This is a genomic window from Jezberella montanilacus (genome assembly GCF_003003055.1).
In the GTDB taxonomy this organism is placed as follows: domain Bacteria; phylum Pseudomonadota; class Gammaproteobacteria; order Burkholderiales; family Burkholderiaceae_B; genus Zwartia; species Zwartia montanilacus.
The window spans coordinates 54131-73170 of record NZ_PVTV01000016.1; the positions used below are offsets into that span (position 1 = coordinate 54131).

The window sequence follows — 19040 nt, forward strand, 5'->3', positions numbered from 1 at the left end:
TGTTCTGTACAGTAAACTAACCTAAGTCTAACCCTTTGCCCGTCTATTACTGCGAATCATGTCGAAAAACTATACTTCCGAAATCACCGAATTTTTGCAGTCGTACAAAGCCGCCCACCCGGATCTCGAGCAGCGGCAGCGGGATGGCCGCGCCAGGCTCTGGGATAAACCTCAAGATGCTGAGCTAGCCGAGGGTTATAAAGCAGCGCGGGTATCTCAAAACGCCTACGTTTATCAAAACGACTAAACCGATTATTACTTGATGACGACAGCACAGGGTCCAGACAACAGTCTGGATGCGTTGGTTAAGCCAGAGATCGATACAACCCCTGACGTGGTTGATGCTGTCGCGCTGGCTCGTCTGTATGGTGAGCCGCTGTTTTCCATGCCTCAGGATCTCTACATACCGCCAGATGCACTGGAGGTATTTTTAGAGACGTTTCAAGGGCCGCTGGATCTGCTGCTGTATTTGATCCGTAAACAGAACTTCAATGTGCTGGATATCCCGATGGCGGAGGTTACCCAGCAATACCTGTCATACGTTGAGCAAATCCGTATTCACAACCTTGAACTTGCCGCGGAGTATTTGTTGATGGCAGCGATGTTGATCGAGATCAAGTCGCGCATGTTGTTACCGGTTAAGAAGTCAGACGGTGACGGTGAGGTGGATGATCCACGCGCCGAATTGGTCCGGCGCTTGCTTGAATATGAGCAAATGAAACTAGCCGCGCAAAAGCTTGATGCCTTGCCACAGCTTGGTCGCGATTTTGAAAGAGCGCAGGCCTTCGCCGACTTGCAGGTCGAGAAAATATTGCCAGAGGTCAATGTCGACGATTTGCGGCAAGCTTGGATTGATATCCTTAAGCGAGCCAAATTAAACGCTCACCACCATATTACGAGAGAGCAGTTGTCGGTTCGTGATCATATGACTCACATTTTGCGGCGTTTATCAAACACGCGGTTCATGGAATTCAGCGAGCTTTTTCTAGAGCGGATACAAGAAGGCGCACCTGTTGCAGTGGTGGTCGTGCACTTTCTGGCCATGCTCGAACTATCACGTGAGGCCCTTTTAGAGATTACTCAGGCTGAGCCTTACGCGCCCATATATGTCAGGCTTGCCTACACGAGTCGCGGCGAGAACTGATGCGACGGAGAGACGTACTTTGAAGGTTGTTCATACGATTGAGGATTTGCGCGATCAACTGAGAGGTCAATTGCGCGTGTCGTTTGTGCCCACGATGGGTAATTTGCACGATGGTCATTTGGCATTGATGAAGCTTGCTCGTCAGCATGGTGATCCGGTCGTGGCGAGTATTTTTGTTAACCGCTTGCAGTTCGGTCCTAACGAGGATTTCGAGCGTTATCCAAGAACATTACAGAACGATATCGAGAAGCTCGAACGCAATCGCGATGTTTACGTCCTGTTTGCTCCAAATGAAAACGAGCTTTATCCCGAACCGCAAAACTATCGTGTTTCTCCGCCACAAGAACTGGGCGACATCCTCGAAGGTGAAATTCGGCCCGGATTTTTTGGTGGCGTTAGTACGGTCGTTCTCAAGTTATTTGCCTGCGTCGGTCCGCGCGTCGCGGTCTTTGGCAAAAAGGACTACCAACAGCTGATGGTAGTACGCAATATGTGCCGCCAGTTTCAGTTGCCAGTAGAGGTGTTGGCGCACGAGACGGTACGTGCCGAGGATGGCCTGGCATTATCCTCCCGCAATATGTACCTAAGCTCAGATGAGCGCAGTGAAGCACCCCAACTGTACGCCGCATTAAATGATATCCAGCAACGATTGGTCGGCGGGCAACATGATCTTGCCTCGCTCGAGCAATATACAACTGAGTTTTTGACACGACGGGGCTGGCAGGTTGATTACATTGCCGTTCGTCGTCAGCGTGATTTGCACAAGCCAACGCTCGAGCAGATTAAAGCAGGTGAGCCACTTGTGGTGCTTGCCGCAGCCAAGTTGGGTACCACCCGGCTGATCGATAATCTTGAACTGAGCGCAACCGTTTAGATGTCAATACGTACCTAGGGTTAGTCCGCCTGTCAGATTTGACAGCTTTGCGAGTGGTGCCTCTTCTGCCAGACTGCACTCCGTCATCAAACGGAGACAGTATGAAACGATATGATGAAGTTGCGGGTGCCGGTTGGTCGGTGCTTACCGCTCGCGAACGTGATGTGATCGCCCCGGTCGCTGAAGGCAAATCCAATAAAGTCATTGCGATTGATCTTGGCATATCCATGCGAACCGTTGAAGCGCATCGGGCTCGCATTTTCTATAAAATGGGCGTTCGCAATGCAGTTCAACTCGCGAGAGAACTGTGCACCAATCCGCCTGACGCGCTTGACCAGCAGAATCCACTCAAGCCCAACTTGACAGAGCAATCGCCCGACAAATTTTAGTTGCAACTTGGCGCAGTGGCCTTATCGAGCTCTTTGATTGGATCAAGATCTGGTTGGCGAGACAACGAATAGTTGAGATTAGGTGTTTGTCCGTCTACCGAAATCACCCGCAGCAGATTGTCAGACGGTAGCGCAAATTGAGCGCGCTCCGTGTTGGTTGACGAGAGGATGGCAATCCGGATGGGTGAGCTCAAAAGGGTTCGCCAACAGCCTTGCTCAGTCATTGGTTTGCCGGCTTGCTTGTCTTGATCCAAAAAAGTAGTGCGCGAGCGCCACCGCCCATTGGGTGCCAAACTCAAAACAACTTTTTGTGCATTGCACCCCATGTTTGGATTGAAGCATGGCACTGTGCCAGAGAATGAGGTGGGTTCGGGCACAACTTCTGACTGCGGTGAGGCGGGCGTTGCAATCACTGCTTGCGTGTTCTTGTCACTGCTATTGGACTCAGGGGGTGGCGCATCATTTAAGACAGTACTGCTCACTGCAACGGATGCGACGGCGTCGCGCTCTTTTTGTGGCGCTTTGTAGACTTGTGGTGCCGATACTGTTGCAGCCTGAGTTGTTGTCGCGGTAGCAGCTGGTTTCTCAGCGGTCGGCTGACGCAAATCTATTTGAAACTGGGTGGGCGCCTGCACACTCTGGGTGGCGTAAGCGTTGGTTGCAATGGCATTTGCATCCGTAGCGGAGCTGGCTTTTGGGGGGTCGTAAAAGCCCGTTGCCATGAAATTTGCGCACCCAGTTAGGGCCAAACTGGCTAAGCCTAGCAATATTAGCGACCCTGTATAGGTTGATTTGGTTTTTACCGAAAGCCATTCTGACATCGTCAAACATCCCTGATTTAAAAACTAACGACTGATCCAATGCCCCTATTCTACGACGCTGACACGAATTCAGTTGCAGGATTCTTTGTTTTAAGTCTTTGCCTGGTAGCCTTGACCTTGTCTGGCTGCTGGCTAAGTCATTGTTTAGTTGCACGGCTAGAGCAGCGCTGGCGTGAGCATGAGCACCGGTTGACGGTTCCCTCGACCATCGCGGTGAAGCGCTCGCATGACGCGGCACATGCCTTCCTGACCTGCCTCACTACGTTTGGTGCTTGTCAGATATGCCAGACTTGGGCTCAAGTGCTTGCTGTTGCAGCGGTATGCGCGGTTTTACTGGTGCTGGCCCGGATAGATGCTTACACGGGGTTGCTACCAGACGTGTTGACACAGCCACTACTGTGGGCTGGTTTAATTTTTCATTTGCTGTATTCAGTCGTGCCGCTTGAGCAGTCCGTGCTAGGTGCTGTAGCAGGCTATATGCCCTTGTGGCTGGTAGCGATTATTTTCGAACGGCTGACAGGTCGGCCAGCAATCGGTCACGGCGACTTTAAATTCGCTGCCGCGCTGGGGGCGTGGGTGGGGGTTACGCTTGTTCCCTTGGTGCTGCTGGTCGCTTCCTGCATGGCATCCGTGGCTTGCTGTATTCGCTGGTTCAAAACCGGACAGGGCGCAGCGGTCGCCATGCCTTTTGGTCCCTTTTTGTCGTTTGCTGGTGGGCTAGGCATATTTGCTTGCTTTTGGCCCCTGTCATAGGTGACACTCACCCTAATTTGGTGGGTGTTGAGGCAGGTATGTTCAAGTTGGGGTTAACTGGCGGGATTGGGTCTGGCAAATCGACCGTGTCAAAACTGCTGGCAAAATGGGGCGCCACCGTGATCGACGCCGACCAGCTTGCGCGACAGTTGACCGAGCCAGGTGGCTTAGGCATCAAACCCGTCACTGAGGCTTTTGGTGCAGAGGTCATTGATGCGACCGGTGCGATGGATCGTCGGCGTATGCGCGAAATCGTGTTTGCGGATAAGGCTGCACGGACCCGGCTTGAGCAAATTCTGCACCCATTGATTGGCTCAGCGGCGGATCGCGCTGCAGCGTTGGCCACTGGCCGCTATATTGTTTTTGAAATTCCATTGCTGGTTGAATCGGGCAGATGGAAGGACAGGGTTAATCGAGTGTGTGTTGTCGACTGCGATGTTGACACCCAGATCAGCCGAGTGCAGGCTCGCAGTGGTTTATCGGTCTCCGCGATCCAAGAAATACTTGCTGCACAAGCCACGCGTGAAGACCGGCTTTTGGTGGCAGACGATGTGATTTTGAATGACATTTCGGTGCCAATCGGCTATCTTACGGAGCAGACGTCGGCCTTGCACGAAATATGGTGTGCTTTGGCTGATCGAAGTTAATGTTTTGGGTCGTCAAGCGCGGGGCACTGAGTCGTGTTGCGAAGCAACCCAGTTGTATTGCTTTTAAAGAGCTCAAGCGTCAGTGATCCTTTTTGAATATCCTTTTAACGAACGTGTTCGAGCCTTAATGAGGCTCGAATATCTGTTTGATCGCTTGACTTTCTTTGCACAACCGGGTGATGCGAGACTGCATCAAGTGGCCCTTGCTGCGTTGTTTGATCTGCTGGATGCCACTGAGCGTGCGGATATGAAGAGCAGCGTTTTGCAAGATCTCGATCGTCAACGAGTCGCGTTATTAGCGCTACAAGATCATCCGGGCGTGGATACAAACGCCCTGCAACATACCTTGTCGCAGATGGACAGCGTGACGAGCAATCTGATTGCAACAGGCAAAACAGGGCAAACGCTGAGAGACAACGACTGGTTGACTAGCCTTAGAGGTCGTTTGGCGGTTCCTGGTGGCGGCACGCAAGTCGATATGCCTTCGTTTCATGCCTGGCAATGCCGTGATGTTGATGCGCGTTGTGCCGACCTGCAAAAGTGGATAGAACCCCTCGAGCCGCTGAAAGAAGGTATTGCCATGGTGTTGGGTATGTTGCGTGAATCGACCCAACCGAATGCAGTCGTGGGCTCCCAAGGGGGGTTTCAACAAATGCTTGGGGGCAAGGTCTATCAGTTGCTCAGGGTATGGGTGAGCGATAACGAGCAGATTTTCCCTGAAATTAGTGCGAATAAATACATGGTGTGGATTCGCTTCGCCACGCAAGATGGCGAGCTTCGACCGCAGGCGGTCGCTCAAGATGTCTCGTTCAAAATGGCGTTGTGCTCGCTCTAATTGCTTGTGCTTTTTAGTAATAGAGACGATCGGTTACAAAAAGTTACGCAACGGAACTTATGACGTCAAAGTGACTTCTAAACCCCTCTATACTAGCCTTCTAGCCAGATATCTATTGGGATCCGAATGCCTGACCGTCGTTTATTAAATGTTGTCCGGGAAAACTCCAAACTTCTGATTGGGCTGGGCTTGTTCGCTGTTGTTTGCGCCATTGCGTGGATCGTTTCGGTCCGCATCAAAGAAAACGCGGTACCTAAAGGGCCACCTCCGACCGCTCAAATCCCTGTTGCGGTCAAACTTGAACCAGTGCTGGCCAAAGACTTTGACATCTATCTGCGTGGTCTGGGGACAGTCACCGCTTATGCCACGGTGACCTTGCGCAGCCGGGTTCAGGGTGAAGTAATACAAATCCCCTTCAAGGAAGGCGATAAAGTCAAAGTGGGGGATCTGATCGCCCGAATCGACCCTCGTCCCTATCAGGTAGCCTTGGATCAGGCCAAAGGGACGCTGGCTCAAGATCGCTCTCAATACGAGAATGCCAAGCTGGATTTAAAGCGTTACGAAACCTTGCGGGATCAGAAGTCGATTGCCGGTCAAACTGTTGATACACAAGTCGCCTTGGTAAAAAAATATCAAGCCCTGATGTTGACTGATCAGGCTGCGGTTGACAACGCACAGTTGCAACTGGATTTCACCCGGATCGTTGCGCCAATCCCCGGACGTTTGGGCCTCCGGCAATTTGACGTCGGTAATATCCTGACAAGCAATGACCCACAGGGCATTGTTGTACTGACTCAAACTCAGCCCATTAACGTTATCTTTACTTTGCCTGAGAGCAGCCTGGAAGAAGTCCGTGCTCCCCTGCTCGCCGGAAAAAAGCTGGTGGTCGATGTTTATGATCGGCCCGATACGAAGCGGCTCGCTCAAGGTTATCTGACGACGGTTGATAATCAGATTGACGTAACGACGGGTACGTTCAAGCTCAAAGCGCAGTTTACTAACGATGATGATGCCTTGTTCCCCAATCAGTTCGTCAACGCACGGATTCTGGTCAAAACAATTAAAGACGCGGCAACCGTGTCGGCAGCCTCCGTCCAGCAAAGCAGTCAAGGGCCCTTTGTCTATGTTTTGCAGGATGACGGTACTGTCGCCATCAAAAAGGTCAAGACCGGTGCCACCACTGACGATCGAGTCGTTGTTTTAGACGGTGTCTCAGTTGGGGATAAAGTTGTTTTGGAAGGGACCGACAAATTGCGCGCAGGAGCCAAGGTGCGGGTAGTTGACGACAATGCGCCCAATGGTAGTGGTGGTCAGAATCCGGCCGGTCGACGGCCTGGTGGATCAACGTCCCCTAAGACGAAATAGCCGTGAATCTTTCCCGCCCGTTTATCACGAGGCCCGTCGCCACCACGCTTGCCATGGTGGCCATGTTGCTTTGTGGTCTTGTTGCCTACCGCTCGTTGCCAGTTTCGTCGTTGCCTGAGGTTGATTACCCCACTATCCAGGTCACCACAGGCTATCCCGGTGCGAGCCCTGATGTGATGGCTTCGTTGGTGACCTCTCCGCTTGAGACACAGTTTGGGCAAATGCCCGGCCTGAATCAGATGGCCTCTAGTAGCTCGGCAGGGATCTCGGTGATTACCTTGCAGTTCGTTCTTGAGCTGCCGCTCGATGTTGCAGAGCAGCAGGTGCAGGCGGCCATCAATGCTGCGTTCAATTTATTGCCTAAGGATCTGCCCGCGCCGCCGATCTACAACAAAGTCAATCCTGCGGATGCGCCAGTCGTGACCTTGGCCATTACGTCTCCGACAGTGCCTTTGCCTCAAGTGCGTGATTTGGTCGATACCCGAATCGCACAAAAATTATCTCAGGTTCCAGGTGTCGGTTTGGTCACTGTGTTGGGCGGACAGCGCCCGTCTGTTCGAATTCAGGCCAATCCCAAATCGCTCTCCGCGATGGGTTTAACCATGGCAGATTTGCGGACTGCGATTGTTGCAGCAAACGTGAATCAGCCCAAGGGAACGCTTGACGGTCCGTTGCGCTCGACAACCATTAATACCAATGATCAGGTCAAGTCGCCAACTGATTACCTCGACTTGATTCTGGCATATAAAAATAATGCGCCATTGAAACTATCGGATGTGGCGACGGTAGTTATCGGCCCGGAGGATGTCCGATTGGCTGCCTGGAACGGTACCCAGCCGGCTGTACTGCTCAATGTGCAAAGGCAACCCGGTGCGAATGTCATCGAAGTGGTTGATCGCATTCAGACTTTATTGCCTCAAGTGCGCCTTGCCTTGCCCGCCAATTTCGATGTCACCTTGATGTCAGATCGCACTCAGACAATCCGCGAGTCTGTGCGTGACGTGCAACAAGAAATGCTTATCGCCATCGGACTTGTTGTGCTTGTCACTTTCGTATTTTTGCGCACCATGACTGCCACCTTTATCCCGAGTGTGGTCGTGCCTCTGTCGCTGGTGGGGACGTTCGGCGTGATGTATCTCACTGGATTTAGTATCAATAACCTGACTTTGATGGCCATGACGATCGCGACCGGTTTCGTGGTGGATGATGCCATCGTGATGATTGAAAACATTGCGCGGTATCTTGAGGCGGGTGAGACTAAATTGCAGGCGGCCTTGAAAGGCGCCTCGCAGATTGGCTTCACACTGGTATCACTCACCGTGTCGCTGATTGCAGTGCTGATCCCGCTCTTGTTTATGTCTGAAGTGGTGGGTCGTTTGTTTCGCGAGTTTGCGGTGACCTTGGCAGTGGCTATCCTTTTGTCGTTGGTGATCTCGCTCACGCTGACACCGATGCTATGCTCGCGCTTGCTGCGCGCTGGGCACGAGGAGAAGCATGGTTGGTTTGTAACGCAATGTGGTCTGTTCATTGATCGTCTGATTGCTCTGTACGACTCAGCACTTCAGTTTGTGTTGAATCGGCAGAGACTGACGCTCATGGTGGCGCTTGCCACATTTGCCGTGACGTGGGGTCTGTATGTGTTGGTGCCAAAAGGTTTTTTCCCGCAGCAGGATACCGGTCTGATTCAGGTCATTACGCAAGCACCTGCTAATGTGTCGTTTGCTGAGATGTCCAGAAGGCAGCAGGATGCCGTCAAGTTGCTGCTACAGAATCCAGAGATCGAGACGATATCCTCTTTTATTGGGGTCGACACGAGCAACGCAACACTGAGCGCCGGGCGGATGCAGATCGCCTTAAAACCTCATGCGAAGCGATCGGATAGTGTGATGACCATTATCCGGCAGCTGCAGCAGACTGTTTCTGCAGTGGATGAGCTGAGATTCTATTTTCAACCCATCCAAGATTTGACCATCGAAGATCGCGTCAGCCGAACGCAATATCAATTAACGCTCGAAAATCCTGACGCTGAAGTGCTCGCGCAGTGGGTTCCGATTTTGATCGACAAATTGCGTACGATTCCTCAGCTGGCAGACGTGGTGGACGACCTGCAAAATCAAGGCTTATCGACCTACGTCGAAATTGATCGCGAAGCAGCAGCACGCCTTGGGGTAACCACACAACTGATTGATGACGCACTCAACGATGCTTTTTCGCAGCGCCAGGTGTCGACTGTCTTTACCCAGTCGAATCAGTATCGCGTTGTGGTTGAAGTTGCGCCCGAGTTCCGTCGCGATGCAGGCTCGTTGGATGCAATCTATGTTCAGACGTCTGCAGGCAATCCAGTGCCATTATCAAGTGTGGCAAAGATCTCGGAACGACGCAGCTTGCAAGTTATTAATCGAATCGGCCAGTTCCCCGCAGTGACGATTTCGTTCAATCTTGCTGCTGGTGCGTCGTTGTCTCATGCGGTAGCCCTTATCAATGCCGCTGAACGCGAACTTGAAATCCCGCTGGGTGTTCGTACCCGGTTTCAGGGCGCTGCGCAGGCCTTTGAATCCTCGCTATCCAGCACTTTGTTGCTGATCTTGGCTGCCATTGTCACGATGTATATTGTGCTGGGGATTCTGTATGAGAGTTTCATCCACCCCATCACGATTCTATCAACGCTACCGTCCGCAGCCATCGGCGCATTACTCGCGTTGCTCTTGACAGGTCGTGATCTCGACATGATCGGGATTATTGGCATCATTCTCTTGATTGGCATTGTTAAGAAAAACGCCATCATGATGATTGACTTTGCGCTTGATGCTGAGCGCAAGCAGGGACTATCGCCTCGCGAGGCCATTCATCAAGCAGCGTTGTTGCGTTTTCGACCGATATTGATGACTACCCTGGCCGCTCTCTTTGGTGCGGTTCCACTCATGCTGGCGACGGGCACTGGGGCCGAGTTGCGTCAACCACTCGGTCTGGTCATGGTTGGTGGTCTGATGGTGAGTCAAGTGCTGACCTTGTTTACAACGCCTGTTATTTATCTGTTTTTTGATCGGCTGCGCACCGGCGCTGTCGCACGGCCGACTACAGGCTGATCAACATGAATATTTCAGGGCCCTTCATTATGCGTCCAGTCGCGACGACACTTGTCTGGGTCGCTGTGGTGTTGGCCGGTATTCTGGCCTATTCATTTTTACCGATCGCACCGTTACCTCAAATTGAGTTTCCCGGTATTTCGGTGAGTGCAAACTTACCCGGGGCTAATCCGGAAGTCATGGCCGCGACCGTGGCGACGCCGTTGGAATCATCTCTCGGAACCATTGCTGGCTTGAATGAAATGACCTCAAGCAGCACGGTTGGGTCAACACGGATCACCTTGCAGTTTGAATTGGACCGTAGCGTTAACGATGCTGCCAAGGATGTCCAGGCGGCGATTAATGCGGCGAGGGCCCTGATGCCGAGCGGGTTGCGACAAAATCCCACCTATAAAAAAGTGAACCCGTCCTCAGCGCCAGTGATGATTTTGGCTTTGCGCTCAAACACTCTGGCCGTTGGACAAATTTATGATTTGGCGACCACGATTGTCATGCAAAAGCTTTCACAGATCTCTGGTGTGGGCGAGGTAGAGGTGGGCGGTAGCTCGAATCCAGCCGTGCGCATCAATCTCGATCCGGAGGCCTTGTCGCAATATGGCATTGCGCTGGATACTGTTCGCACAGCCATCTCAGGCTCAAACGTGTTAACACCAAAAGGTTTGCTGGAGAACGATAGCTATCGTTGGCAAGTTACTGCCAACGATCAGCTTGCTAATGCGGCTAAATATCGCCCTTTGATCGTTGCCTGGCGAAACGGTGCGCCCGTGCGATTATCAGACGTTGCGACAGTAGAGGATTCAGTTGAAGACATCCGTAACGTCGGATTTTTTAATGAAAACCCAGCAATTTTGGTCATTGTTCGCGCACAAGCCAAAGCAAATATTATTAAAACAGTGGATGCGATTCGAGCAGAGTTACCTGCACTTAAAGCGATTTTGCCAGCTGACGTGACCGTCGATGTGGCGATGGACCGTAGCCCGACCATTCGGGTGTCAGTCTTCGAATCTGAAAAGACGCTCATCATCGCTATCGTGCTGGTGATGCTGGTGGTGCTCATGTTTTTGGGTAACTGGCGTGCGGCCTTGATCCCGACGCTAGCTGTGCCAGTATCCCTTTTGGGTACGTTTGGTGCGATGTATTTATTGCACTTTTCTGTCAATTTGATGTCGTTGATGGGCCTGATTATTGCGACGGGTTTTGTCGTCGATGACGCCATTGTTGTGCTGGAGAACATCATCCGGCATATGGAGAAAGGTGAGAGACCACTGAGGGCCGCACTCAGGGGGACGAAAGAAGTTGGCTTTACAGTCGTCTCAATGAGTATTTCGCTGATCGCCGTTTTTATTCCGATTTTGCTTATGGGCGGTTTGCCCGGACGACTGTTTCGTGAATTTGCAGTGACCTTGTCGGTTGCGATTGTGATCTCGATGCTTGTATCGCTGACGTTGACACCCATGATGGCAGCGGTGCTTCTCAAGCCAGTGGATAAAAGCGGAACTAAGAGAACGCATAACTGGTTGACTAACTGGAACAACTATTTTGAGCGTGTTCTGGCTGGAGTAATGTCGTTTTATGGTCGGTCATTAAACGTCGCGCTCCGACATAGCAGGATCACGATGTTGGTATTACTGGGTACGATCGTGTTGAATGTGTATCTGTACAAAGTCATCCCTAAAGGTTTATTTCCGCCTCAAGATACCGGTTTGGTCATTGGTTTCTTCGCGACTGATTCAGGCACATCGTTTCAGGCGATGACGCCCAAGCTGGATAAGTTTCGCAAGACCGTGCTGGCGGATCCCGCCGTTGATTCTGTCACTGCCTTTGCAGGCGGCTCTGGTGGGGGAAACACGAGTTTCTTAGCCGTGCAATTAAAACCCTTTGCTGAACGGAAACTGGCGGCGCAGGACATCATCAATCGGTTACGGCCACAACTAGGCGGTACGCCTGGTGCACGGCTCTTTCTAATCGCTGCGCAAGATGTAAGGGCTGGTGGCAGAACGACTAGCTCGAGTTATCAATACACGCTGATGGCCTCTGAGCTGCAAGATTTGAAAGAGTGGATGCCCAAGGTTCAGCAGGCCATGGCTAAGTTACCCGAACTCGTGGACGTTGACACGGATGTCGAGGACAAAGGTCGGGAAATCGATCTGGTCGTCAACCGCGAGGCAGCCACGCGTTTAGGCGTCTCAATGGCGGCTATTACTGCGCAGCTTAATAATGCCTTCGCCCAGCGTCAGATATCCGTCATTTATCGACCACTCAACCAGTATCGAGTTGTCTTGGGTGTGTCGCCCGATCACGCCATCGGCCCACAGTCCCTTGATGACGTGTACGTGATGAATAAGAGTGGCGAACGAGTACCGCTGAAGGCGTTTAGCAGCTTTGAAAACCGCAACGCGCCAATCTCGGTGAAGCATCAAGGTCTGTTTGCTGCTGACACAATCTCTTTTGATCTGGCTCCCAATGTGACGCTGGGGCAGGCAACCGACGCCATTGCTCGGGCGGTGGACGAGATTAACCTCCCGACAGACAAGATACAGGCGGGTTTTCAAGGGACGGCGCAGCTTTTGCAAAAGTCTCTGTCTAGTCAGCCCTATTTGATTCTCGCCGCCATCATTACCATGTACATCGTACTGGGCATGCTCTACGAGAGCACCATTCATCCCCTGACCATTTTGTCGACACTGCCATCGGCGGGAGTCGGTGCTTTATTGGCGCTCATTGTTTTAAAAACCGAGTTCAGTCTGATTGCTTTAATTGGTGTCTTTTTATTGATCGGCATCGTCAAGAAAAATGCCATCATGATGGTGGATTTTGCGCTAGAGGCTCAGCGCAGTGATGGCCTTGCCCCGAAAGAGGCAATCCATCTTGCCTGTATGACTCGCTTACGCCCGATTTTGATGACCACCAGTGCGGCGATCTTTGGTGCCTTACCATTAGTGTTCGCAACCGGTGCAGGTGTCGAGATGCGTCAACCACTTGGAATAACTATTTTAGGTGGTCTCGTTTTGAGCCAGCTGTTGACACTCTACACGACCCCCGTGGTTTACCTCTACCTTGACCGCTTCGCCACTTGGTTGAAATCCCGAAGACTGTTCAAGCGACTTGCATCTAATCCTCCGGTTCGTACCAAGCATTCAACATGAAGCATCCCCTAACAATGATCGACTCGCATTTGTCCCCCGTCAGGTTTTATCTTCGGCTATCGCGCCTAGGCGTGCTGAGTGTTTTGCTTGTGTCGCTGCTGGGCTGTATGGTCGGTCCGGATTACGTCCGCCCCCCGCTTGAGCTGGGCGCTCAGTTTCGGGAGGCGTCTGGGTGGCAACCCGTTGATCCGGCCATGGCTACCCGTTCTAAAGGGACTTGGTGGGAGATGTTTGGCGACGCCACCTTAAATGGGCTGATGCAGCAGCTTAATGAATCGAATTTGAGCGTGGCTCAGTCTGAGGCGCAGTACCGGCAAGCTGTTGCAGTGCTTCGCAGTTCACAGGCAGCCTTGATGCCGACCTTGTCGGTCAATGGCGGCATGACGGGTATCGGTGGCACGGCGGTGAGTTCAACGGGTACCGCTGCGTCCAACGATTATGACGTTTATAAATTGTCGGCGACTGCGAGCTGGACCTTGGATATATGGGGTAGCGTGCGTCGTAATGTTGAGGGCCAGACGGCGAACAGAAAGCTGGCAGCAGCCAACTTGGCTGGTGCTCGGTTGACGGCACAAAGCACGCTAGCGCTGACCTATATGCAGTTACGGACGCTCGATGAGACGGCGCGCGTCTTAAGCACGTCGGTTCAATCCTATGAACGCTCGTTGACCTTGACACAAAATAAATATAACGCCGGTGTCGCTAATCCAGGCGATGTGGCGACGGCAACGACCCAATTAGAAAGCACCCGTGCACAACTGATTGATACAGAACAACAACGCATGGTGTATCAAAATGCCATCGCGGTGCTGCTTGCTCGTCCACCTTCGTCTTTCAACATCGAGCCCGAAGCTTTTGCTATCAAGCCTCCGACCATTCCGGTGGGCTTGCCATCCACGTTGCTTGAACAGCGGCCAGATATCGCTGGGGCGACGATGCAAGTTGAAGCGGCGAATGCCCAAGTGGGCGTGGCAGTTGCTGCCTGGTTTCCAGCGTTGACACTCTCGGCGACGGGCGGGTATCAAACAACCAATTTCCTTCAATGGATCACCGCCCCTGCGCAGTATTGGTCTTTAGGGCCGAGCATTGCTCAGGCGATTTTTGATGGTGGCACGCGTAACGCGCTCATCGATCAAAACCGGGCGATCTTTGATGCGCAAACCGCGGCTTATCGTTTAACGGTTTTGCAGGCGTTGCAGCAAGTTGATAATGCGATGATTCAGTTGCGTGTGTATGACAGAGAGCTTCAATCCTCGCGCCGAGCGATGGAGTCTTCAAAAGAGGCTGTCCGTTTAGCCATGAATCAGTACAACCAAGGTTTAGTTGATTATTTGAGCGTTGCTGTCCTGCAAACCAGCGCGCTTAACGCAGAAAGTAACTATATCGGCTTGCTCGGTAGTCGTCTGGCCGCTAGCGTTAATTTAGTTGTCGCACTCGGGGGCGGCTGGTCGATGGACAAGATTGAACAAATCGACAAGCAGGGCAAAGAAATTCGTCCAGACGATTTAGCGACTGAGCTATCCTCAGCGCAATCCGCCGCGGATAGCAGCAATGCCGTGGGCCCCTGATTGTTTGGCTTGAACCAGCGTCTCAGCTGATTGTCCGCCCAAGGCGTAAACGGGCAACCCGGCTTGTTCGTTGAGGCAACTGAATTGCTCCCATCCCATGCCTGGGTGACCTGGATGAGAGGCTGTAGGCAGCACTGGCCCCAAGACTGCAAAATCCGCACCGAGCCGCCTTGCATGAGCCAATTCGGTCGCATCGTGGGTAGACACGGCGAGCAATTTATCGTTGGTTAAGGAGTGAGGGCGTTCGTTGATGAGCGCTGCCTCGGTTTGGCGCAGATGCACACCGTCGGCTTCCAGCCACCACGATTCTGGATGAACGCTATTAACTAGCACTTTAGCCCCGGTAGCATGGCATCGAGCAAGGACTTTGCGCAATAGATCATGCAGATCGGGCGAATCCGCCCCGGTTATCCAAGCTGGTTCGCGCCATTGCAGCAAGCGCAGACCATTTGTCAGTGCATGATCCAGGCGCGATAAAAAGGTGTCGACTCCCTCGGGCGAACCGACAGAAGAAATCGCATAGAAGTCTGGCAATAACAGCCAGCGAAGCGGTGGATAGGTTGCCGGCAGCAAGTGCGGTACTTCTTGAGCATGTTTGATGTCGACCCAGCGCAACTGCTGCCCCTCAAGTCCTTCGGGTTCTCCGTCCCACTGTGTCACTTGACAAAATGAGAGCCTAACCGTGGCAGTAGGGTAGACGTGGGTGTAGGTGACCCAGGGTGTGGCGCGTGTCACGGTGATGCCCAATTCTTCGTGCAGCTCGCGCGTAAGCGCCTGCATCACTGATTCGCCTGGCTCAATTTTGCCACCGGGAAGTTCCCACATCCCAGCCCATGGCTTGCCCGCAGGCCTGCTGCCCAGCAAAACGGTTCCGTCTGGTCTTAGCAAAACACCAACGGCAGCCTCAACAATTTTCTCAGGCATGTCTTGCTGCCCAATCCCGCGCGAATTGCCAGGCCACTCGACCAGATCGTGAGCCGCGTTCGAGCGCCCACTGCAGGGCTTCTGTGCGCGAAGCTTGGACAACTGCGTCATCGCACCCCAATGTGCGCAGCCAATGTTGCACAATGTCGAGGTAGTCGTCCTGACGGAAGGGGTAGAAAGAAATCCAGAGACCAAAGCGCTCGGACAGCGAAATCTTTTCTTCCACCGTTTCGCCGGGATGAATTTCGCCGTCGCTCTGATGTTGATAAGACAGGTTTTCGCTCATGTATTCAGGCATCAGGTGGCGTCGATTAGACGTCGCATAAATCAACACGTTATTGCCCGTTGATGCGGCAGAGCCATCCAGTACAGATTTCAGGGCTTTGTAGCCGGCTTCACCTTCTTCAAACGATAAGTCGTCACAGAATACGATAAAGCGCTCGGGTCGATTACCTACCATCTCAACAATGTCGGGCAGGTCGGCCATATCAGCTTTGTCGACTTCGATCAGTCTCAAACCTTGCTCACTATATTTAGCGAGCATGGCTTTGACTAAGGAGCTTTTGCCGGTGCCGCGAGCGCCTGTCATCAGGACATTGTTCGATGGCTTACCTTCGATGAAGTGACGAGTGTTGCGGTCAATGATCTCTTTTTGACGATCAATATGTTGCAGATCAATCGTATTGATCAAACTCACATGGGCAATCGCGTCAAGCCAGCCATGTGAGGCCCCGCGTTTACGCCAGCGAAACGCAGGTGCATTCCAGTTGGTTGGTGGCGGGGCAGGAGGCAGATAGGCTTCAAGTTGACCGAGCACACGATTCATGCGTGAAAGGAGTTCGGCTATTTCAGGGGTACTCACAAGATTTGAAGAGTTCATTAGAGGTGTTCGAATTAAAAATCAAGAACGGTAATCAGCATTGATGCTGACATACTCGTGTGAAAAGTCGCAGGTGTAGACGGTGTCGCTCGCTGTGCCTCGGCCCAGACCGATACGCATCACGATCTCGGCTTCTTTCATGATACGTTGCCCGTCTGCTTCTTGATAACTTGGGTTGCGACCGCCATCAAGCACGACGTGAACATCGCCTAGCCACAGATTGACATGAGAGACGTCGAGATCAGGAATCCCAGCGTAACCGACTGCGCAAACGATACGACCCAAGTTCGGATCCGAGGCAAAAAAGGCAGTCTTGACCAGGGGTGACTGTGCCACTGCGTAGGCTACTAGCAAAGCCTCGTCCACGTCTTTGGCTTGTTCAACCTGAACCGTCATGAATTTTGTTGCGCCTTCGGCGTCACGTACGATCTTTTGCGCCAGGTCGGCTGCCGCCTCGGCCAAAGCTGCTTTGAGGATTTGATAATTAGGATCGGTTGTATTGCTGATCGTCAGGCCGCTCTTGCCGGTTGCCATGATGATGAACGAATCATTAGTCGAGGTATCGCCGTCAACCGTGATGCGATTGAACGACACATCAGCTACTTCTTTGGCCAGACTGGTAAGCAAACCTTGGTCGATACCCGCGTCGGTGCCCAGAAAGCCCAACATGGTCGCCATGTTGGGGCGGATCATGCCAGCGCCTTTGCTGATGCCCGTCAAGGTGACAGTCTTGCCGCCGATTTCAACGCGTTGCGAATAAATTTTCGGTAGCGTATCGGTGGTCATGATGCCGTGCGCTGCACTAACCCAATTGGTTTCGGATAAGTTTGCAATAGCGCCAGGCAAGCCGGCAATCAGACGATCAACGGGCAGCTGCTCAAGAATGACGCCAGTAGAAAAAGGCATAATTTGATCGGCTTTCGTGCCGAGCAGTGCACCGAGCGCGGCACAGGTTTGCTCTGCCGCCTGCAAGCCAGTCTCGCCTGTGCCTGCGTTGGCATTGCCGGTGTTGATCACCAAGGCTCGTATCCCCGTCGTTGAAGCCAGGTGGCGCTCACAAACGGTAACCGGTGCGGCGCGAAAACGATTGCGCGTAAAAACCCCGGCAACACTCGTCCCTTCGCTTAACCGAAACACGGTCAGATCACGACGATCAGCTTTACGGATACCAGCTTCTGTCACACCGATTTCAATGCCGGCAATCGGATAAATCTCGTGGTCTGCGGGAATGTGCAAGTTAACGGCCATGACTCTCACTCATTAGGTTATAGGGACGAAGCAGGTAATTATCGCTTTTTTGCGTGACGACTATTTTGCAATCTGTTCATTTTAGTTTTGCGAACACTCGCTCAGCCGCATCAATTGTTGCCTGAATAACACTATCGTCGTGAGTGGCGGACACAAAACCCGCCTCGTAGGCTGAAGGGGCGAAATAAACACCCTCATCCAACATGGCGTGGAAAAAGACCTTGAACCTCTCGATGTTGCTGGCTGCAACTTCAGCCAGGGTGGTGGGAACTTGGTCGGCGAAATACACGCCAAACATGCCACCCACGCTGTCGGCACTAAACGGGATGCTATTTGCTTTGGCGCTCTCCGACAATCCGTCTGTTAATTTTTTGGTTCGGCTTGCAAGATCTTCGTAAAAGCCAGGAGCGGATAGGAGCTTAAGTGTCGTGATGCCTGCCGCAACGGCAACGGGATTGCCAGACAACGTACCGGCTTGATAAACGCCACCAAGCGGTGCGATGTGTTTCATGATGTCCGCACGACCACCGAAGGCACCGATAGGCATCCCTCCGCCGATGACTTTAGCTAAGGTAGTGAGGTCAGGCGTGACACCAGATAAACCTTGTACGCCTTGTGCACCCACCCGAAAGCCTGTCATGACCTCATCAAAAATCAATACCGCAGCGTGATTCGTACATTCGCTGCGTAGAGTTTCTAGAAACCCAGCAATCGGTTTGATTAAGTTCATATTGCCGGCAATGGGTTCAACGATGACACAGGCGATGTCTTGTCCGTGCTGGGCAAAAGCTTGTTTGACGCCTTCGATATCGTTGTAGTCAAGCACAATGGTGTGTGCGACAAACTCAGGTGGGACACCAGCCGACGTTGGGTTGCCGAAGGTTAGTAACCCGGATCCCGCTTTGACTAACAGGCTGTCGGCATGGCCGTGATAACAGCCCTCGAATTTGATGATTTTGTTGCGACCCGTTGCCCCGCGGGCGAGCCGAATGGCAGTCATGGTCGCTTCGGTACCTGAACTGACCAAGCGCACCATTTCCATTGAAGGCAGTCGTTCAATCAGCATTTCAGCGATGATGATCTCAGCTTCTGTCGGCGCACCGTAAGACAGGCCATGCACCGCAGCTTCTTGCACGGCGCGCACCACTTCTGGGTGCGCATGGCCCAAAATAGCAGGACCCCAGGAACCGATGTAATCGATATAGCGCTTGTCTTCCGCATCCCAGAAATAGGGGCCTTGGGCCCTGGCTACAAAGCGAGGTGTGCCACCGACCGAGCGAAAAGCGCGTACTGGGGAGTTCACACCGCCTGGAATGCTGCGACTGGCGCGTTCAAAGAGTTCTGCATTGGTTGACATGGT

At 52.6% G+C, this 19040-nt stretch carries 16 protein-coding genes; 11 read left to right on the top strand and 5 right to left on the bottom strand.

The annotated features are described in order from the left end of the window. Positions 1 to 58: 58 nt before the first annotated feature. The 4 genes from BCM14_RS12380 (at position 59) to BCM14_RS12395 (ending at position 2407) form a co-directional block, all read left to right on the top strand. Positions 59 to 247, top strand: a complete 189-nt coding sequence (locus BCM14_RS12380) for a DUF3460 family protein (RefSeq protein ID WP_106228357.1) — start codon at positions 59 to 61, stop codon at positions 245 to 247. A gap of 15 nt (positions 248 to 262) precedes the next feature. Next, the gene (locus BCM14_RS12385) at positions 263 to 1144 is read left to right on the top strand and encodes a segregation and condensation protein A (RefSeq protein ID WP_106228358.1); all 882 of its coding nucleotides are present in this window, start codon (positions 263 to 265) and stop codon (positions 1142 to 1144) included. A gap of 19 nt (positions 1145 to 1163) precedes the next feature. Beyond that, positions 1164 to 2018, top strand: a complete 855-nt coding sequence (gene panC / locus BCM14_RS12390; RefSeq protein ID WP_106228499.1) for a pantoate--beta-alanine ligase — start codon at positions 1164 to 1166, stop codon at positions 2016 to 2018. A gap of 101 nt (positions 2019 to 2119) precedes the next feature. Beyond that, positions 2120 to 2407 (top strand): response regulator transcription factor, encoded by a 288-nt coding sequence (locus BCM14_RS12395; RefSeq protein WP_106228359.1) that lies wholly within the window; start codon positions 2120 to 2122, stop codon positions 2405 to 2407. Here BCM14_RS12395 and BCM14_RS12400 read toward each other — a convergent pair. Further along, positions 2404 to 3228, bottom strand: a complete 825-nt coding sequence (locus BCM14_RS12400) for a copper resistance protein NlpE N-terminal domain-containing protein (RefSeq protein ID WP_106228360.1) — start codon at positions 3226 to 3228, stop codon at positions 2404 to 2406. The genes BCM14_RS12395 and BCM14_RS12400 overlap by 4 nt on opposite strands. Before the next feature lie 39 nt (positions 3229 to 3267). On the opposite strand from BCM14_RS12400, the gene BCM14_RS12405 reads away from it, so the two are divergent. The 7 genes from BCM14_RS12405 (at position 3268) to BCM14_RS12435 (ending at position 14628) form a co-directional block, all read left to right on the top strand. After that, complete coding sequence (locus BCM14_RS12405) at positions 3268 to 3981, top strand: prepilin peptidase (protein WP_106228361.1); 714 nt, start codon at positions 3268 to 3270, stop codon at positions 3979 to 3981. Positions 3982 to 4019: 38 nt separating this feature from the next. Continuing rightward, positions 4020 to 4628, top strand: coding sequence for a dephospho-CoA kinase (gene coaE, locus BCM14_RS12410; protein WP_106228500.1), 609 nt, complete (start codon positions 4020 to 4022; stop codon positions 4626 to 4628). 82 nt (positions 4629 to 4710) lie between these two features. Continuing rightward, positions 4711 to 5463 carry a cell division protein ZapD gene (gene zapD, locus BCM14_RS12415; RefSeq protein ID WP_259673601.1) on the top strand — a complete coding sequence of 251 codons (753 nt, stop codon included), beginning with the start codon at positions 4711 to 4713 and terminating at the stop codon, positions 5461 to 5463. 126 nt (positions 5464 to 5589) lie between these two features. Beyond that, the gene (locus BCM14_RS12420) at positions 5590 to 6828 is read left to right on the top strand and encodes an MdtA/MuxA family multidrug efflux RND transporter periplasmic adaptor subunit (protein WP_106228363.1); all 1239 of its coding nucleotides are present in this window, start codon (positions 5590 to 5592) and stop codon (positions 6826 to 6828) included. A gap of 2 nt (positions 6829 to 6830) precedes the next feature. Further along, entirely contained in the window at positions 6831 to 9914 is a 3084-nt protein-coding gene (locus tag BCM14_RS12425) for a multidrug efflux RND transporter permease subunit (RefSeq protein ID WP_106228364.1), read from the top strand. A gap of 5 nt (positions 9915 to 9919) precedes the next feature. After that, positions 9920 to 13060: an efflux RND transporter permease subunit gene (locus BCM14_RS12430; RefSeq protein ID WP_106228365.1), complete on the top strand. Its 3141-nt coding sequence runs from the start codon at positions 9920 to 9922 to the stop codon at positions 13058 to 13060. Beyond that, positions 13057 to 14628: an efflux transporter outer membrane subunit gene (locus BCM14_RS12435; protein ID WP_259673602.1), complete on the top strand. Its 1572-nt coding sequence runs from the start codon at positions 13057 to 13059 to the stop codon at positions 14626 to 14628. Before BCM14_RS12430 ends, BCM14_RS12435 begins: the two co-directional genes overlap by 4 nt. Here BCM14_RS12435 and BCM14_RS12440 read toward each other — a convergent pair. The 4 genes from BCM14_RS12440 to hemL form a co-directional block, all read right to left on the bottom strand. Beyond that, the gene (locus BCM14_RS12440; protein WP_106228366.1) at positions 14584 to 15552 is read right to left on the bottom strand and encodes a Nudix family hydrolase; all 969 of its coding nucleotides are present in this window, start codon (positions 15550 to 15552) and stop codon (positions 14584 to 14586) included. The two genes, BCM14_RS12435 and BCM14_RS12440, sit on opposite strands and share 45 nt — an antisense overlap. Then, entirely contained in the window at positions 15545 to 16432 is an 888-nt protein-coding gene (locus BCM14_RS12445; protein ID WP_259673603.1) for an ATP-binding protein, read from the bottom strand. Before BCM14_RS12445 ends, BCM14_RS12440 begins: the two co-directional genes overlap by 8 nt. A 21-nt stretch (positions 16433 to 16453) precedes the next feature. Further along, on the bottom strand, positions 16454 to 17680 hold the full coding sequence (argJ, locus tag BCM14_RS12450; RefSeq protein WP_106228367.1) for a bifunctional glutamate N-acetyltransferase/amino-acid acetyltransferase ArgJ: 1227 nt from the start codon (positions 17678 to 17680) through the stop codon (positions 16454 to 16456). Between the two features lie 76 nt (positions 17681 to 17756). After that, complete coding sequence (hemL, locus tag BCM14_RS12455) at positions 17757 to 19037, bottom strand: glutamate-1-semialdehyde 2,1-aminomutase (protein WP_106228368.1); 1281 nt, start codon at positions 19035 to 19037, stop codon at positions 17757 to 17759. Positions 19038 to 19040: the final 3 nt, after the last annotated feature.

Excerpts from the sequence above, each read along its gene's own strand:
- BCM14_RS12380 (WP_106228357.1), top strand. The coding sequence starts at position 59 with ATGTCGAAAAACTATACTTCCGAAATCACCGAATTTTTGCAGTCGTAC.
- BCM14_RS12385 (WP_106228358.1), top strand. The coding sequence starts at position 263 with ATGACGACAGCACAGGGTCCAGACAACAGTCTGGATGCGTTGGTTAAG.
- BCM14_RS12395 (WP_106228359.1), top strand. The coding sequence starts at position 2,120 with ATGAAACGATATGATGAAGTTGCGGGTGCCGGTTGGTCGGTGCTTACC.
- BCM14_RS12400 (WP_106228360.1), bottom strand. The coding sequence starts at position 3,228 with ATGTCAGAATGGCTTTCGGTAAAAACCAAATCAACCTATACAGGGTCG.
- BCM14_RS12405 (WP_106228361.1), top strand. The coding sequence starts at position 3,268 with ATGCCCCTATTCTACGACGCTGACACGAATTCAGTTGCAGGATTCTTT.
- coaE (WP_106228500.1), top strand. The coding sequence starts at position 4,020 with ATGTTCAAGTTGGGGTTAACTGGCGGGATTGGGTCTGGCAAATCGACC.
- BCM14_RS12420 (WP_106228363.1), top strand. The coding sequence starts at position 5,590 with ATGCCTGACCGTCGTTTATTAAATGTTGTCCGGGAAAACTCCAAACTT.
- BCM14_RS12430 (WP_106228365.1), top strand. The coding sequence starts at position 9,920 with ATGAATATTTCAGGGCCCTTCATTATGCGTCCAGTCGCGACGACACTT.
- BCM14_RS12435 (WP_259673602.1), top strand. The coding sequence starts at position 13,057 with ATGAAGCATCCCCTAACAATGATCGACTCGCATTTGTCCCCCGTCAGG.
- BCM14_RS12440 (WP_106228366.1), bottom strand. The coding sequence starts at position 15,552 with ATGCCTGAGAAAATTGTTGAGGCTGCCGTTGGTGTTTTGCTAAGACCA.
- BCM14_RS12445 (WP_259673603.1), bottom strand. The coding sequence starts at position 16,432 with ATGAACTCTTCAAATCTTGTGAGTACCCCTGAAATAGCCGAACTCCTT.
- argJ (WP_106228367.1), bottom strand. The coding sequence starts at position 17,680 with ATGGCCGTTAACTTGCACATTCCCGCAGACCACGAGATTTATCCGATT.
- hemL (WP_106228368.1), bottom strand. The coding sequence starts at position 19,037 with ATGTCAACCAATGCAGAACTCTTTGAACGCGCCAGTCGCAGCATTCCA.